Annotated in this window: 24 protein-coding genes; all 24 read left to right on the plus strand. The window is 62.5% G+C overall.

Translation table 11 applies throughout. The annotated features are described in order from the left end of the window. Positions 1 to 37: 37 nt before the first annotated feature. The 24 genes from ACZO3G_RS04200 (at position 38) to ACZO3G_RS04315 (ending at position 15,344) form a co-directional block, all read left to right on the plus strand. Positions 38 to 1,036 (plus strand): 3-oxoacyl-ACP synthase III family protein, encoded by a 999-nt coding sequence (locus tag ACZO3G_RS04200; protein ID WP_276871509.1) that lies wholly within the window; start codon positions 38 to 40, stop codon positions 1,034 to 1,036. A 125-nt stretch (positions 1,037 to 1,161) separates the two neighbouring features. Further along, positions 1,162 to 2,115 carry a nitronate monooxygenase gene (locus ACZO3G_RS04205; RefSeq protein ID WP_256152463.1) on the plus strand — a complete coding sequence of 318 codons (954 nt, stop codon included), beginning with the start codon at positions 1,162 to 1,164 and terminating at the stop codon, positions 2,113 to 2,115. Continuing rightward, entirely contained in the window at positions 2,108 to 2,845 is a 738-nt protein-coding gene (gene fabG, locus ACZO3G_RS04210) for a 3-oxoacyl-[acyl-carrier-protein] reductase (RefSeq protein WP_101548256.1), read from the plus strand. Before ACZO3G_RS04205 ends, fabG begins: the two co-directional genes overlap by 8 nt. Before the next feature lie 27 nt (positions 2,846 to 2,872). Then, positions 2,873 to 4,108 (plus strand): beta-ketoacyl-ACP synthase II, encoded by a 1,236-nt coding sequence (gene fabF / locus ACZO3G_RS04215; RefSeq protein ID WP_276871507.1) that lies wholly within the window; start codon positions 2,873 to 2,875, stop codon positions 4,106 to 4,108. Positions 4,109 to 4,112: 4 nt separating this feature from the next. Then, complete coding sequence (gene fabZ, locus ACZO3G_RS04220) at positions 4,113 to 4,544, plus strand: 3-hydroxyacyl-ACP dehydratase FabZ (protein WP_101548265.1); 432 nt, start codon at positions 4,113 to 4,115, stop codon at positions 4,542 to 4,544. A gap of 228 nt (positions 4,545 to 4,772) precedes the next feature. Then, positions 4,773 to 5,003, plus strand: coding sequence for an acyl carrier protein (locus ACZO3G_RS04225; RefSeq protein ID WP_101548267.1), 231 nt, complete (start codon positions 4,773 to 4,775; stop codon positions 5,001 to 5,003). Positions 5,004 to 5,074: 71 nt separating this feature from the next. Next, positions 5,075 to 5,800: a Bax inhibitor-1/YccA family protein gene (locus tag ACZO3G_RS04230; RefSeq protein WP_276871506.1), complete on the plus strand. Its 726-nt coding sequence runs from the start codon at positions 5,075 to 5,077 to the stop codon at positions 5,798 to 5,800. 207 nt (positions 5,801 to 6,007) lie between these two features. Continuing rightward, positions 6,008 to 7,444: a proline--tRNA ligase gene (gene proS / locus ACZO3G_RS04235; protein WP_276871505.1), complete on the plus strand. Its 1,437-nt coding sequence runs from the start codon at positions 6,008 to 6,010 to the stop codon at positions 7,442 to 7,444. A 56-nt stretch (positions 7,445 to 7,500) separates the two neighbouring features. Continuing rightward, on the plus strand, positions 7,501 to 8,166 hold the full coding sequence (locus ACZO3G_RS04240; RefSeq protein ID WP_101548273.1) for a hypothetical protein: 666 nt from the start codon (positions 7,501 to 7,503) through the stop codon (positions 8,164 to 8,166). A 499-nt stretch (positions 8,167 to 8,665) separates the two neighbouring features. Beyond that, positions 8,666 to 8,977 carry a 30S ribosomal protein S10 gene (gene rpsJ / locus ACZO3G_RS04245; protein WP_006873286.1) on the plus strand — a complete coding sequence of 104 codons (312 nt, stop codon included), beginning with the start codon at positions 8,666 to 8,668 and terminating at the stop codon, positions 8,975 to 8,977. Between the two features lie 83 nt (positions 8,978 to 9,060). Beyond that, positions 9,061 to 9,693, plus strand: a complete 633-nt coding sequence (rplC, locus tag ACZO3G_RS04250) for a 50S ribosomal protein L3 (protein WP_101548275.1) — start codon at positions 9,061 to 9,063, stop codon at positions 9,691 to 9,693. Between the two features lie 19 nt (positions 9,694 to 9,712). Beyond that, the gene (gene rplD / locus ACZO3G_RS04255; protein WP_101548277.1) at positions 9,713 to 10,336 is read left to right on the plus strand and encodes a 50S ribosomal protein L4; all 624 of its coding nucleotides are present in this window, start codon (positions 9,713 to 9,715) and stop codon (positions 10,334 to 10,336) included. Then, positions 10,336 to 10,632, plus strand: coding sequence for a 50S ribosomal protein L23 (rplW, locus tag ACZO3G_RS04260; RefSeq protein WP_101548279.1), 297 nt, complete (start codon positions 10,336 to 10,338; stop codon positions 10,630 to 10,632). The genes rplD and rplW overlap by 1 nt, the downstream gene beginning before the upstream one ends. Before the next feature lie 64 nt (positions 10,633 to 10,696). Further along, positions 10,697 to 11,530 (plus strand): 50S ribosomal protein L2, encoded by an 834-nt coding sequence (gene rplB, locus ACZO3G_RS04265; protein ID WP_101548284.1) that lies wholly within the window; start codon positions 10,697 to 10,699, stop codon positions 11,528 to 11,530. 25 nt (positions 11,531 to 11,555) lie between these two features. Next, positions 11,556 to 11,831, plus strand: coding sequence for a 30S ribosomal protein S19 (gene rpsS / locus ACZO3G_RS04270; protein ID WP_101548286.1), 276 nt, complete (start codon positions 11,556 to 11,558; stop codon positions 11,829 to 11,831). Between the two features lie 27 nt (positions 11,832 to 11,858). Further along, positions 11,859 to 12,194: a 50S ribosomal protein L22 gene (gene rplV, locus ACZO3G_RS04275; RefSeq protein WP_101548289.1), complete on the plus strand. Its 336-nt coding sequence runs from the start codon at positions 11,859 to 11,861 to the stop codon at positions 12,192 to 12,194. A 21-nt stretch (positions 12,195 to 12,215) separates the two neighbouring features. Next, the gene (gene rpsC, locus ACZO3G_RS04280; protein WP_101548293.1) at positions 12,216 to 12,923 is read left to right on the plus strand and encodes a 30S ribosomal protein S3; all 708 of its coding nucleotides are present in this window, start codon (positions 12,216 to 12,218) and stop codon (positions 12,921 to 12,923) included. Further along, complete coding sequence (rplP, locus tag ACZO3G_RS04285; protein ID WP_101548295.1) at positions 12,923 to 13,354, plus strand: 50S ribosomal protein L16; 432 nt, start codon at positions 12,923 to 12,925, stop codon at positions 13,352 to 13,354. Before rpsC ends, rplP begins: the two co-directional genes overlap by 1 nt. After that, positions 13,354 to 13,554 (plus strand): 50S ribosomal protein L29, encoded by a 201-nt coding sequence (gene rpmC / locus ACZO3G_RS04290; protein WP_101548296.1) that lies wholly within the window; start codon positions 13,354 to 13,356, stop codon positions 13,552 to 13,554. The genes rplP and rpmC overlap by 1 nt, the downstream gene beginning before the upstream one ends. Positions 13,555 to 13,576: 22 nt before the next feature. Next, complete coding sequence (gene rpsQ, locus ACZO3G_RS04295) at positions 13,577 to 13,834, plus strand: 30S ribosomal protein S17 (protein ID WP_101548297.1); 258 nt, start codon at positions 13,577 to 13,579, stop codon at positions 13,832 to 13,834. A gap of 48 nt (positions 13,835 to 13,882) precedes the next feature. After that, complete coding sequence (rplN, locus tag ACZO3G_RS04300; RefSeq protein ID WP_101548298.1) at positions 13,883 to 14,251, plus strand: 50S ribosomal protein L14; 369 nt, start codon at positions 13,883 to 13,885, stop codon at positions 14,249 to 14,251. Positions 14,252 to 14,266: 15 nt separating this feature from the next. Continuing rightward, positions 14,267 to 14,590 carry a 50S ribosomal protein L24 gene (rplX, locus tag ACZO3G_RS04305; protein WP_101548299.1) on the plus strand — a complete coding sequence of 108 codons (324 nt, stop codon included), beginning with the start codon at positions 14,267 to 14,269 and terminating at the stop codon, positions 14,588 to 14,590. A 16-nt stretch (positions 14,591 to 14,606) separates the two neighbouring features. Next, positions 14,607 to 15,146: a 50S ribosomal protein L5 gene (rplE, locus tag ACZO3G_RS04310; protein WP_101548301.1), complete on the plus strand. Its 540-nt coding sequence runs from the start codon at positions 14,607 to 14,609 to the stop codon at positions 15,144 to 15,146. A gap of 12 nt (positions 15,147 to 15,158) precedes the next feature. Then, entirely contained in the window at positions 15,159 to 15,344 is a 186-nt protein-coding gene (locus ACZO3G_RS04315) for a type Z 30S ribosomal protein S14 (protein ID WP_101548303.1), read from the plus strand. Positions 15,345 to 15,369: the final 25 nt, after the last annotated feature.

Genomic DNA, 15,369 nt, shown 5'->3' on the forward strand with positions numbered 1-15,369 from the left:
AATAGGCAAAATGTAAAAACGATAATGAGGAGACGCCATGACAGGAATCAGATTTTGCGGTACGGGCAGCTATCTGCCGCCCCTGACGGTCGACAACGGCGAGTATGCCAAGATCGTGGACACCTCGGACGAATGGATCCGTCCGCGCACGGGCATCGTCACCCGCCACATCGCCAACGGCGAGACCACCTGGCGGATGGGCGCGCGGGCGGCCAGGGCCGCGATCGACGACGCGGGCATCGACCCCGCGGAGATCGGGCTGGTGCTGGTCACGACGGTCACCGCCGATTTCGCGACCCCCTCGATGAGCTGCTGCATCCAGCAGGAGATCGGCGCGAAAAACGCGATGTGCATCGACGTCAACTGCGCCTGCGCGGCGTTCGTCTACGCGGTGGACATGGCGCGGCGCTATCTCGCCACCGGCGACGGCGTCGACACGGTGCTCGTCGTGAGCACGGAGATGCTCTCCCGCCTCACCAACTACGCCGACCGCAGCACCTGCGTGCTCTTCGGCGACGGCGCGGGCGCCTGCGTGATCAGGGCGGAGGAAAACGCCCTGTACGGCGCGATGGTCGGCGCGGACGGCTCCGGCTACGGGCTGATGTTCTGCAAGAACCCGCCGCCCGCCTCCCCCTGGACCACCAACCCGCCCGAGCCGGATGAGGTCTACACCCGTCCCGAGCTGCCCGGGCAGATGGTCATGGGCGGGCGCGAGATCTACAAGTTCGCGACCAAAATGATGCCGCAGGCGATCAACACCGCCTGCGCGCGGGCGGGGATCACCTCCGGAGAGCTCGACTGGATCGTGCCGCACCAGGCCAACGTGCGCATCGTCCAGACGGCGATGAAAAACCTCGGCCTGCCGATGGAAAAGGCGTTCATGACGATCGACCACACGGGCAACACCTCGTCCGCCTCTGCGGCCATCGCGCTCGACGAGCTGAATCGGAGCGGCAGGCTCCGCCGCGGCGACAAGGTCGGCATCGCGGGCTTCGGCGCGGGGCTCACCTACGGCGGGGCGGTCTTCACCTGGTAAAAAATCTGCAAAATCCTGCTGGACGCGCGCGTGAGGCGCGATTATCATAGAGATGAAGCGGCTACGCCATGGGCGGCGCCGGAGGGGCGCGGCCCCACAGTCTTACGTGGAGGAGAAAACCAATGCTGAAAACAAGAATTACCGAACTGCTCGGCATCCGCTATCCCGTCTTCCAGGGTGGCATGGCGTGGGTGGCCGACGCAAAGCTGGCGGCGGCGGTGTCCAACGCCGGCGGCCTCGGGCTCATCGGCGCGGCGGCCGCGCCCGGCGAGGTGGTCGAGGCGATGATCCGGGAAGCGAAGTCCCTCACCGACAGGCCCTTCGGCGTGAACGTCATGCTCATGAGCCCCTTCGCGGACGATGTGGCGCGCATCTGCGCCGAACAGAAGGTCGCGGTCGTCACAACGGGCGCGGGAAACCCCGGCAAGTACATGGAGGCGTGGAAGGCCGCGGGCATCAAGGTGATCCCGGTGGTCGCCTCGGCGGGGATGGCCAGGCGGATGGAGCGCGCGGGCGCCGACGCGGTGGTCGCGGAGGGCACCGAATCGGGCGGGCACATCGGCGAGCTGACCACCATGTGCCTCGTGCCGCAGGTCGTGGACGCGGTGAGCGTGCCGGTCGTCGCGGCGGGCGGCATCGCGGACGGGCGCGGCGTGGCCGCGGCCATCGCGCTCGGCGCGCAGGGGGTGCAGTGCGGCACCATCTTCGTCTGCGCCGACGAGAGCCCGGCCTGCGCCAAGTATAAGGAGCTCGTCGCCGGGGCCAAGGACACCGACACGATCGTCACCGGACGGGAGGGCGGCGCGCCCATCCGGTCGCTCAAGACCAAGTTTACGCGGAAGCTCGCCAAGCTCGAGCATGAGGAGGTCAGCCGGGAGGAATTCGAACGGATGGCGGCCGGCAGCCTGCGCAAGGCGGTGCAGGACGGCAACCTCGAGGAGGGCACCTTTATGGCGGGGCAGATTTCGGGGCTCGTGAAGGGCGCCGCGCCCGCCAGGGAGATCGTGGAAAACCTGATGGCGCAGGGGGAGCATCTCCTCCGCAACTTGCTTACGGAAAGGGGTATCACCATTGAATAAGACGGCGGTAATCACCGGCGGCGGCACCGGCATCGGCCGGGCGATCTCGCTGAAACTGGCGGAGGACGGCTTCAATATCGCGGTCAACTGCCTCGAAAGCCTGCTGCCGCAGGCGCAGGCGGTCGCGGAGGAATGCCGCGCAAGGGGCGTCGAGGCGGAGTGCTTCGTCGCGGACGTGTCCAAATTTGACGCGTGCGCGGAGATGGTGAAGGCCGTGCAGGAGCGGTTCGGCTCGGTCGACGTGCTCGTCAACAACGCGGGCATCACCCGCGACGGCCTGATCGCCCGCATGAGCGAGGACCAGTACGACAGCGTCGTGAACGTCAACCAGAAGGGCGTTTTCAATATGATCCGGCACGTCACGCCGGTGATGATGAAGCAGCGTTCGGGCCGCATCGTCAGCATGGCGTCGGTGTCGGGACTCTACGGCAACGCGGGGCAGCTCAACTATTCCGCCTCCAAGGCGGCGATCGTGGGCATGACCAAGACGGCGGCCAGGGAGCTCGGCGGGCGCGGCATCACCGTGAACGCGGTGGCCCCCGGCTTTATCCAGACCGACATGACCGCCAAGCTCTCCGACAAGGCAAAGGAGGCGATCCTCGGCGGCGTGGCGCTCAAGAGGATGGGCCAGCCGGAGGACGTGGCGAACGCGGTGGCGTTTCTGGCAAGCGACGCGGCCGGTTACATCACCGGGCAGGTGCTCGTCGTCGACGGCGGCATGGGCCAGTGACATTTTGAAAAACAGGAGTATTTGCATATGAAACGAGTCGTAATCACCTCGACGGGGGTCGTTTCCCCCGTCGGCATGAACACAGCCGATTTCTGGCGGAACGTGGTGCAGGGCCGCCACGCCTTCAGGCCGATCACCTCCTTCGACACCTCCCGCATCAAGGTCAAATGCGCGGCCGAGATCGACGGCTGGGACCCCGTCGCGCAGGGGCTCAACAAGAAGGAGGCCCGCCGCATGGACCGCTACACCCAGTTTGCGATGGCCGCCGCGAAGCAGGTCGTCGAGGGCGCGGGGGACCTGAGCGGTATCGACCCCTTCCGCGCCGGCGTCATCGTGGGCAGCGGCATCGGCGGGTTCCAGACCACGCTGGCCGAGCACCAGAAGTTCCTCGAAAAGGGCCCCGACCGCGTGAGCGTCTTCATGGTGCCGATGATGATCTCCAACATGGCCGCGGGCCAGATTGCGATCGAATACGGCTTCAAGGGGGACAACTTCGCGGTGGTCACCGCCTGCGCGACCGGCTCCCATTCGATCGGCGAGGCGTTCCGCAAGATCAAGTACGGTTATCTCGACCTGGCGATCGCGGGCGGCGCGGAGGCGCCGATCACCGAGGTCGCGGTCGCGGGATTTTCCAACATGAACACCCTGACCGAGTCGGAGGACTGCGACCGGCTGTCGATCCCCTTCGACAAGGAGCGCAGCGGCTTCGTGATGGGCGAGGGCGCGGGGCTCGTGCTGCTTGAGGAGCTCGAGCACGCCCGCCGCCGCGGCGCGAACATCATCGCCGAGGTTGTGGGCTACGGCGCGACCGACGACGCCCACCACATCACCGGGCCCTCCCCCGACGGCGAGGGCGCGGCGCACGCGATGATGAACGCGATGGCGGACGGCGGCGTTTCCCCCGAGCAGGTCGGCTATATCAACGCCCACGGCACCTCCACCCAGCTCAACGAGAAGTGCGAGACGCTCGCGATCAAGGCGGCGTTCGGCGAACACGCCTACAAGCTGGGGGTCAGCTCGACCAAGTCGGTGACCGGGCACATGCTCGGCGCGGCGGGCGGCGTCGAGACGATCGCCACGGCGCTCGCCCTGCGGGACGGCGTCATGCCGCCGACGATCGGCTACAGGGTCCCCGACGAGGACTGCGACCTCGACTATGTGACCGAGGGCGCGCGCAGGACGGACATCCGGTACGCGCTGTCCAATTCGCTGGGCTTCGGCGGGCACAACGCGAGCCTGCTCTTCAAAAAATACGAGGGGTGATCGAATGGCGCTCTATAATAAGGAACAGATCATGGAGATCATCCCCCACCGCGATCCCTTCCTGCTCATCGACGAGGTCGAGGAGCTGGAGGTCGGCAAGCGGGTGGTGGCCACAAAGTTTATCAGCCCCGATTCCTTCTGGTTTCAGGGGCACTTCCCCGGACATCCCGTCACGCCGGGCGTGCTGATCATCGAGATGCTTGCGCAGGCGGGCGCGGTGTGCGCGCTGTCGATGCCGGAGAACCAGGGCAAGATCGCCTTCTTCGCGGGCATCGACAAGGCGAAGTTCCGCCGGCAGGTGCTGCCGGGCGACACGCTCCGCCTCGAGGTGGAGATGCTGCGGGTGCGCGGGAACTTCGGCATGGGCAAGGGGACCGCGACGGTCGGCGGCGAGCGCGCCGCGAGCGCCGAGATCACCTTCGCGCTCATGAAATAGACGCCTGTGCGCGGGCGGGAAACAGCCGCCGCGGGGGCTTTTCCAAAGTTTGTGTGGCCTGGCCAAATGCAAATTGGAAAACCCGACAAAATATGTGCAAATACCTATTGCCAAACCGTGGCAAAACGGGTATGATAGTTGTCGTTAGCAAGGCGGGTCCGCCCACGGCGGCCCCTTCCGTCAGATCATACGAGGTACCGATAGAACGAATTATAGGAGGAAACAATCATGGTATTTGAAAAAGTCAGAGAGCTTCTCGTGGACCAGCTGGACGTCGAGGAAGACGTCGTCACAATGGAGGCCAACATCCAGAGCGACCTGGGCGCCGACTCGCTGGACATCGTCGACCTGGTCATGTCCCTCGAGGAGGAGTTCGACTGCGAGATCCCCGACGAGGAGATCGAGAACATCAAGACCGTCGGCGACATCGTCAAATATATCGAAGACCACGCCAACTGACGCGTTTCGGAATCCCCGCCGGGACGGCGGGGATTTTATTTTTTCACTTCATTAGGAAAGGATGAACCCGGATGAACGAGAACAGCTACGGCGGCTTCCAGGACGGCGCCGACCTCGACGCGGTCCGCCAGCAGGTGCAGACCCCCCTCTACCGGCATGTGGCCAAAACCTACGGCTGGATGTTTTTGGGGCTCCTGCTCACCTTCGTCACCTCCTTTTTGCTCTACGCGACCCGGATGGTGCTGCTCTTCTTTATCACCCCCTGGCTGCCCTTCGCGCTGCTGATCGGCAAGCTCGCGCTCGTCTTCTACCTCACCTCCCGCATCCGGAAGTATTCGGTGACCACCGCGCGGGTGATCTTTCTCTGCTATTCGGTGCTCACCGGCATCGCGCTCTCGCCGCTCCTGCTCCTCTACGACGCGGGCAGCGCGATCTTCGTCTTCGGCGTCGTGTCCGTCTTCTTTGGCGTGATGGCCGCGGCGGGCCTCATCACCAAGCGCGACGTCTCCGGCTTCGCGCCGCTCATCCTTTTCGGCCTGCTCGCGCTGCTGCTTATGGGGGCCGTCAACCTCTTCCTCGGGCTCGAGGGCTTCGAGACGGCGATCTGCTTTATCGGCGTCGCGATCTTCCTCGGCGTCACCACCTACGACTCCAAGAAGGTCAAGGACTACTACCACGCCTTCGAGGGCGACGCGGAGATGCTGGAAAAGGTTTCGATCTATTCGGCGCTCAACCTCTATCTCGACTTCATCAACCTCTTCCTCTATCTGCTGCGCCTGCTCGGCAAGCGCAAGTGACCGGAGCGCGGAAGGCCGCCGTCCTGCGGACGGCGGCCTGTTTTGCGGTTCCCGGGGAAGCCGGGGCGGGAAACCGGCGGGCGGGGAAGGCCGGGCCTTGCAATTCGCGCGAAAATTCGTTATGATACAAGGGTAATGCCGCGGCGGCCCCGGGCCGCCGATCATATTTTGGGGCGCCCCGCGGGACGCCGAAGGAGAACATGCTTTATGGCGGACAAGAAAAAGATGGTGGAAGCGATCACCTCGATGGAGGAGGACTTCGCGAAATGGTACACCGACATCGTTAAAAAGGCCGACCTGGCGGACTATTCGTCGGTGCGCGGCTGCACGGTCGTGCGCCCCTACGGCTGCGCGATCTGGGAGAACATCCAGCACGACCTCGACGGCCGCTTCAAGGCGACGGGGCATGAAAACGTCATGATGCCGATGTTCATCCCCGAGGGCCTGCTCCAGAAGGAGAAGGACCATGTCGAGGGCTTCGCGCCCGAGGTGGCGTGGGTGACCCACGGCGGCGAGGAGAAGCTCACCGAGCGCCTCTGCGTGCGCCCGACCTCCGAGACCCTCTTCTGCGAGCACTACGCGAACATCATCCACTCCTACCGCGACCTGCCCAAGCTCTACAACCAGTGGTGCTCGGTCGTGCGGTGGGAGAAGACCACCCGCCCCTTCCTGCGCACCTGCGAGTTCTGGTGGCAGGAGGGCCACACGATGCACGAGACGGCCGAGGAGGCGATGGCGGAGACCGAGCGGATGCTGAACGTCTACGCCGACTTCTGCGAGGAGAGCCTCGCAATCCCCGTCACCAAGGGCCGCAAGACCAAAAAGGAGCAGTTCGCGGGCGCGGAGGCCACCTATACGATCGAGGCGATGATGCACGACGGCAAGGCGCTCCAGTCGGGCACCTCCCACTATTTCGGCGACGGGTTCGCCCGCGCGTTCGACATCACCTTCCAGGGCCGCGACAACAAGCCCCAGTACCCGCACCAGACCTCATGGGGGATGTCGACCCGCATCATCGGCGCGATCATCATGACCCACGGCGACAACGACGGGCTGGTGCTGCCGCCCGCCATCGCGCCGGTGCAGGTGATCGTCGTGCCGGTCGCCCAGCACAAGGAGGGCGTGCTCGAAAAGGCGGGGGAGATCACCGAAAAGCTGAAATCCTTCTGCCGCGCGAAGATGGACGACAGCGACAACTCGGCGGGCTGGAAGTTCGCGGAGTACGAGATGAAGGGCGTGCCGCTCCGGCTGGAGATCGGCCCGCGCGACATCGAGCAGAACCAGTGCGTGCTCGTGCGGCGCGACAACCGCGAGAAGACGGTCGTCTCCCTCGACGAACTGGAGGCGAAGGTGCCCGAGCTGCTGCGCGCGGTGCACGACGGCCTCTACCAGAAGGCGCTTGCCAACCGCGAGGCGCGCACCTGGACCGCGCGGACCTTCGACGAGCTCAAGGCGCTGGCGGCGGAAAAGAGCGGCTTCTTCAAGACGATGTGGTGCGGCGACGAGGCGTGCGAGCTGCGCGTCAAGGAGGAGGCGGGGCTCACCTCCCGCTGCATGCCCTTCGAGCAGGAGCGGATCGGCGACGTCTGCCCGATCTGCGGCAGGCCCGCCACGACCTCGATCATCTGGGGCCGGGCGTACTGATCCAAATCTGAATTTCCCGGCGCGCGCCGGAATAAACAGCAAACGGGGGTAAGAACATGGAAATGACCTATCAGAACACGCTGCTCAAGGTGACGGCGATTTTGATGATCGTCTTCGCGGTGCTCGGGCTGGTGTCCGCGGGCATGATCTCGATGGACGTCCAGAAGGAGCTGGGCGGCAGCTCGAGCGGCTTTACGAGCATGATCATGGAGATCGCGATGGAGGACCCCTCCTTCGCGGCGCAGGCGGGCATCGACGACCCGGAGCAGTTCTATGAGCTCATGCAGGACGAGGAGTTCCAGTCGGTGATGGGCGGCGTCTTCGCCGTGATCAGCGCGGTCATGATCCTCTTCGCGGCGATCGCCGCCGTCCCGCGCGCCATCGCGGGCATCATGGGGCTGAGCCGCAGCTCCCGTCCGGAGAAGAGCGGCTTCTTCATGGCGTGGGGAATCGTGCTGCTCATCCTCGGCGTGATCGGCATGCTCTTCTCGGGCGGCGTCTTCTCGCTGAACGGGCTGGTGAGCCTCGTGGGCGGCGTCGTTCTGCCGATCCTCTACCTCGTCGGGTCGAGCCAGCAGAAGAAGGCCTACCTCGCGAGCCTTTCGGCCGCGCAGGGAGCCGGCATCAATTACGCCGCGATGCCCGCGGGCAGCAGCCCCAAGGCCCCGCCCGCCGCGCCGGAGGCGCCGCAGCAGCCGGAAAACAAGGGCCCGGAGTTTTAAAGAATCCCTCAAAAGAGGGGCGGCGGAGCCGCCCCTCTTTTTTCGCCCCGGGCCGCCCGCATAAGCCGCCGGGGAACGGGAAAACTTTCCTGAAAAGGGACTTTTGACGGCGGCCGGGAAGCGAAAATTTTTTGGAGCTTTTTACGAATTTTTATCAGAAAATACTTGCATTGTGACGGGGGTTGTGGTATTATAATCGAGCGTGACTGCACAGATATGCGATGATGCGGGAGGTGGCCGCCCTTTGAGGCGGGGAATTTCCGCGGAGTATGTCCGATTTCAAACCGGGCGACTTTAATACTGATGAAAGCGTGCGCAATGCGCCTCCAGAGGCATTTTGCGCGGCGCGGCGGCTTTTGGCCGCGGGCGGTATGAAGTCCGGCTAAACTGGAAGGTTTACCGGATTTTTTGTATGCCCGCCCGCGAAACACCCGGAGGGGTGTACAGAGCGATTCGGTATGTGAAGTGTCGTCAGAAAACATTAAGGAGGCGATCTTCAGTGGCAGTCAAGGAGAAAATCAGAATCAGGCTCAAAGGTTACGATCACCAGCTCGTCGATGCATCGGCGGAGAAGATTGTGGAAACGGCAAAGCGCACCGGCGCCCGCGTTTCCGGTCCGATCCCCCTGCCGACCGAGAAGGAAATCGTCACCATCCTGCGCGCCGTCCACAAGTATAAGGACAGCCGCGAGCAGTTCGAGATGAGGACCCACAAACGGCTCATCGACATCCTGCGTCCCTCGAACAAGACGGTCGAGGCGCTCACGGGACTCGAACTCCCCGCCGGCGTGGAGATTGAAATCAAGCTCTAAGCCGCGCGAAACCCCGACGACGGATCCGCCGTCAGGTCAAGTCGGCGAGAGCCGACCAATAACCTTCAGGAGGTAAGAAAGGTATGCAAAAGTGCATCGTAGGCAAAAAGATCGGCATGACCCAGCTTTTTGACGAGAACGGAAAAGTGATCCCCGTGACCGTCGTTGAGGCCGGCCCCTGCGTTGTCGTCCAGAAGAAGACAATCGAAAACGACGGCTATGAAGCCGTGCAGATCGGTTATGGCGACATCTCGGACAAGGCGATCAACAAACCGCTCAAGGGACACTTCGCGAAGGCTGACGTCGCGCAGAAGCGCACCCTCAAGGAGTTCCGTCTGGAGGACTGCTCGTCCTTAAACGTCGGCGACATCATCAAGGCCGACGCCTTCGCCGCGGGAGACGCGGTGGATGTCGCGGGCACCTCGAAGGGCAAGGGCTACGCCGGCACCGTCAAACGGTTCGGCAACCACACCCTCAAAGCGACCCACGGCTCCGGCCCCGTCGGACGCCACGCCGGCTCCAACGGCGCCTGCTCGTCCCCGTCCCGCGTCTTTAAGGGCAAGGGCCTCCCGGGCCACATGGGTGACGAACACGTCACCGTCCAGAACCTTGCGGTCGTCAAGGTGGACGCGGAAAACAATCTCATCGCGATCAGAGGTGCGATCCCCGGCGCCAAGGGCGGCGTGGTCTGCATCACCGATAGCGTCAAGGCGTAAGGGAAGGAGGACACACACAATGCCAAAGGTTCAAGTTTATGATATGGCCGGCAAAGCCGTTTCTGAGATCGAGCTTTCCGACGCCGTCTTCGGCATCACCCCCAATCAGGCGGTCGTGCACGCGTGCGTCGTGAATTATCTGGCCAACCAGCGCCAGGGCACCCAGTCGACCCTGACCCGCACCGAGGTTACCGGCGGCGGCAAGAAGCCCTGGAGGCAGAAGGGCACCGGCCACGCGCGCCAGGGTTCCATCCGCGCTCCCCAGTGGCGCAAGGGCGGCATCGCGCTCGGCCCCAAGCCGCGCGATTACAGCTACTCCCTCAACAAGAAGACCCGCCGCCTGGCGATCAAATCGGTCTTCTCCGACAAGGTCCTCACGAACGACCTGATCGTGGTCGACCAGATCACCGTGGACGGCTACAAGACCCGCCCGGTGGTCGACATGCTCAAGGCGCTCGGCGCGGAAAAGAAGGCGCTCATCGTCATGGGCGACAAGAACGACCAGTTCATCAAATCCGCTTCCAACATCCCGGGCGTCAAGACCGCGCTGGTCAACACGCTCAACGTCTACGACATCGTCAACTGCGACAAGTTCATCGTCGCGAAAGACGCCGTCGCCAAACTCGAGGAGGTGTACGCATAATGAAAGCTCCGCAGGACATTATCCTCCGTCCGGTCATCACCGAGGCTTCGATGGCGAACGTGCAGCTTCGGAAGTACACCTTCCGGGTCGCCAAGGACGCCAACAAGATTGAAATCGCCAAGGCCGTCGAGGCGCTGTTCCCCGGCGCCAAGGTGTCGTCGGTCAACACGATCAGCTGCCGCGGCCGCCTGAAACGGATGGGCCGCAACCAGGGCTACACCCCTTCCTTCAAGAAGGCGATCGTGACGTTGACCGAGGGTTCGAAGACGATCGAGTTCTTCGACACCATGCTCTAATGGCGCCCTGCGCCGCGTATGGGGTTCTCTGCCCCGCTAACTAAAATGAGGAGAGTGAAACCGAATGGCTATTAAGAGCTATAAGCCCACTACGCCCAGTCGCCGGCAGATGACTGTCACCGACTACAGCGAGTTGAGCAAGGTCGCTCCGGAAAAGAGCCTGCTTGAGCCTGTCAAGAAGCACTCCGGACGCAACAGCAACGGCAGGATCACCGTCCGCCACCGCGGCGGCGGCAACCGCCGGAAATACCGCATCATCGATTTCAAGCGCGACAAGGCCGATATCCCGGCCAAGGTCCTGACGCTCGAGTATGACCCCAACCGCACCGCCCACATCGCGCTCGTCCAGTACGAGGACGGCGAGAAGCGCTACATCATCGCGCCCAACGGCCTCAAGGTCGGCGACACGGTGGTCTCCGGCGCCAAGGCGGACATCAAGCCGGGCAACTCGCTGCCGATGATGAACATCCCGACCGGTACCTTCATCCACAACATCGAGCTTTACCCGGGCAAGGGCGCGCAGCTGGCGCGTTCGGCCGGCGTCATGGCCCAGCTGATGGCGAAGGAAAACGGCATGGCGCTCGTCCGCCTGCCCTCCGGAGAGCTTCGCAACATCCCCGAGATCTGCGTGGCCACGATCGGCCAGGTCGGCAACATCGATTTCGAGAACGTCAACTACGGCAAGGCCGGCCGCCGCCGCCACATGGGCTGGCGCCCGACCGTCCGCGGCTCCGTCATGAACCCCTGCGACCACCCGCACGGCGGCGGCGAGGGCAAGAGCCCGGTCGGACGTCCGGGCCCGGTCACCCCTTGGGGCAAGCCCGCGCTGGGTTACAAGACCCGCGCCAAACACAACCGCTCCGACAAGTTTATTGTCAAGCGCCGCAACGCGAAGTAAGACGGGCTGAAAGGAGGAAATATTCATGGGTAGAAGCATTAAAAAGGGACCGTACGTTCAGCCCGTTCTGCTGGAGAGGGTCCGCAAGATGAACGAGAGCGGCGAGAAAAAGCAGGTCCTCAAGACCTGGAGCCGCGCTTCGACGATATTCCCCGATTTTGTCGGGCACACCTTCGCGGTCCACGACGGCCGCAAGCACGTGCCGGTTTATGTGACCGAGGACATGGTTGGGCACAAGCTCGGCGAGTTTGCCCCCACCAGGACCTACCGCGGACACGCCGGCGCCAGGAAGAGCAACTAAAACGAGGCCGAAAGGAGGAACTCAACCATGGAAGCAAGAGCTTCGCTGAGACATGCCCGCATCGCGCCTCGCAAGGTGCAGATCGTGCTTGATCTTATCCGCAACAAGCCCGCCGACCAGGCGATGGCGATTCTCCGGCAGACCCCCAAGGCCGCTTGCGAGCCGTTGGAGAAGCTGCTGAAGTCGGCCGTGGCAAATGCCGAGAACAATTTCAACATGGACAGGAACAACCTGTACGTGTCCGAGTGCTACGTCACCCCCGGCCCGACGATGAAACGGATCCGCCCCCGCGCGCAGGGCAGGGCGTTCCGCGTACTCAAGAGGACGTCCCACGTCTTCATCACCGTCAAAGAACAAGAATAACGCTGAAAGAGGAGGTAAACTATGGGCCAAAAAGTGAATCCGCACGGCCTTCGTGTCGGAGTTATTAAGGATTGGGATTCCCGCTGGTTTGCTAAGGACGATGCTTTCGGCGATATCCTTGTCGAGGATTATAAGCTCCGCAAGTTCTTAAAGAAAACCCTTTACGATGCAGGAATCCCCCGCATTGAAATTGAGCGCGACGCCACCAAGGTGCGCATCCACATCCACTGCTCCCGCCCGGGCATCGTCATCGGCAGGGGCGGCGCCGAGATCGAGAAAATCCGCCGCCAGTGCGACGAGATGATCAACAAGGGCAAGGCCGCGGCCGACAAGCGCCAGGTCTTCATCAACGTCGTCGAGGTCAAGTCCCCCGACAAGAACGCCCAGCTCGTGGCCGAGTCGATCGCCGCCCAGCTGGAAGCCCGCGTCTCCTTCCGCCGCGCCATGAAGCAGTCGATCGGACGCGCGATGAAGTTCGGCGCCCGCGGCATCAAGATCCAGGTGTCCGGCCGTCTGGGCGGCGCCGAGATCGCGAGGACCGAGCACTACCATGAGGGCACCATCCCCCTGCAGACCATCCGCGCCGACATCGACTACGGCTTTGCCGAGGCGAACACCACCTACGGAAGAATCGGCGTCAAGGTATGGATCTACGCCGGAGAGGTTCTCGGGGATGCCAAGAGGCCCCGCAGGGATGACCGTCCCCAGAGGGAAGGAGGCAAACAGTAATGCTGCTGCCAAAACGTGTGAAATACCGCCGTGTTCAGCGCGGCCGCCTCAAGGGCAAGGCCCTGCGCGGCAACACCGTCACTTACGGAGATTTCGGCCTGCAGGCGCTTGAGCCGGCGTGGGTCACCTCCAACCAGATTGAGGCCGCCCGTATCGCCATGACCCGCTACATCAAGCGCGGCGGCCAGGTCTGGATCAAGATTTTCCCGGATAAGCCGATCACCGAAAAACCGGCCGAGACCCGCATGGGTTCCGGTAAAGGAAGCCCCGAGTACTGGGTCGCAGTCGTCAAGCCCGGCCGCGTGATGTTTGAAATCGGCGGCGTGCCCGAGGACCTGGCCCGTGAGGCAATGCGTCTTGCCGCGCACAAGCTGCCCATCAAGTGCAAGTTCGTTGCCAAAGAGACTGAGGAAAAGGGGAGTGAAGAGTAATGAAGGCAACTGAGATCAGGGAACTGTCTGACAAGGAGCTTCAGGAGAAGCTCAACGACCTCAAAGCCGAGCTTTTCAACCTTCGTTTCCAGCACGCGATCAACCAGCTCGATAACCCGATGCGCCTGAACATCGTCAAGAAGGACATCGCGCGGGTGAAGACCCAGATCCGGGCCAACGAGCTTAAGAGCGCGCAGTAAGCGGAAGGGAGGACGAAGGTAAATGAGCGAAAGAAATCTCCGCAAGACCCGTGTCGGCACGGTTGTCAGCGATAAGATGGATAAGACGGTCGTCGTCGCCATCCAGGACAACGTCAAACATCCCCTTTACAAGAAGATCATCAAGCGCACCGTGAAGTTCAAGGCGCACGACGAAGAGAACGCGTGCGGCGTTGGCGACAAGGTCAAGATCATGGAGACCCGCCCCCTGTCCAAGGATAAACGGTGGAGGGTCACCGAAATCATCGAGAAGGCGAAATAACATCCGGACGGTCTTTTCCGACAGTCCGATTGAAAGGAGGAACGCTCTGTGATACAGATGCAGACCTATCTCAAAGTAGCCGACAACACCGGTGCGAAGGAACTCATGTGCATCCGCGTGCTCGGCGGCTCCCGCAGGAGATACGCCAACATTGGCGATGTGGTCGTGGCTTCCGTCAAGAAGGCCGCGCCCGGCGGTCAGGTGAAAAAGGGCGACGTGGTCAAGGCGGTAATCGTTCGTTCCGCTAAGGGGATCCGCCGCGACGACGGGACCTATATCCGCTTCGACGAGAACGCTGCGGTCATCATCAGAGAAGATAAAAACCCCAGAGGTACCCGTATCTTTGGACCGGTTGCGAGGGAACTCCGCGAAAAGGAGTACCTCAAGATTTTAAGCCTCGCTCCCGAGGTGCTGTAATGGAGGTGCTCAAAAGTGAATAAGCTTCACGTCAAAAAGGGCGATACAGTCATCGTTCTGTCCGGCAAGGACAAGGGCAAGCAGGGCAAGGTTCTTGAGGTCTCCCCCAAGGAGGGCAAGGTCATCGTCGACCACGTCAACATGATGACCAAGCACGTCAAGCCCCGCAAAATGGGCGATCCCGGCGGCATCGTGAAGGCGGAGGGCGCCATGTACGCCTCCAAGGTCATGCTCGTCTGCCCCAAATGCGGCAAGCCCACCCGGATTGCCCACAAGGTCCTCAACGACGGCAAGAAGGAACGTATCTGCAAAAACCCGAAATGTGGCGAAACTTTTTAAGTAAGGAGGAGAAATCATGGCACGACTCAAGGACCAGTACGTGGGCGAGATCGCTCCCGCGCTGATGAAGAAATTCAGCTATAAATCTGTCATGCAGATCCCCAAGCTTGATAAGGTCGTCATCAATGTCGGCTGCGGCGAGGCGCGGGACAATCCCAAGATCATCGACGCAATCGTTTCTGACCTTTCCAAGATCACGGGCCAGCGCCCGGTCATCTGCAAGGCGAAAAAATCCGTGGCGAACTTCAAGCTGCGTGAAGGCATGAACATCGGCGCAAAGGTCACCCTGCGCGGCGACCGGATGTATGAGTTCGTCGACAGGCTGTTCTCCGTGGCCCTGCCCCGCGTGCGCGACTTCCGTGGGATCAACCCCAACGGCTTCGACGGGCGCGGCAACTACAACATGGGCCTCAAGGAGCAGCTGATCTTCCCCGAGATCGACTACGACAAGATCGACAAGGTCCGGGGCATGGACATCTGCTTTGTCACCACTGCGAAAACCGACGAGGAGTCCCGCGAGCTCTTGACGCTCATGGGCGCCCCATTTGCGAAGTAAGGAGGGAAAACTGTGGCAAAAACATCGATGAAGATCAAGCAGAGCCGCCCGGCGAAGTTCTCCACCAGGGAATACACCCGGTGCAAGATCTGCGGCAGGCCGCACGCTTACCTTCGCAAATTCGGAGTCTGCCGTATTTGTTTCAGGGAACTGGCGTACAAAGGGCAGATCCCCGGCGTCAGGAAGGCAAGCTGGTAAAACAAAGCTGAGCGAATAAAGGAGG

This window comes from Anaerotruncus sp., from assembly GCF_057433415.1.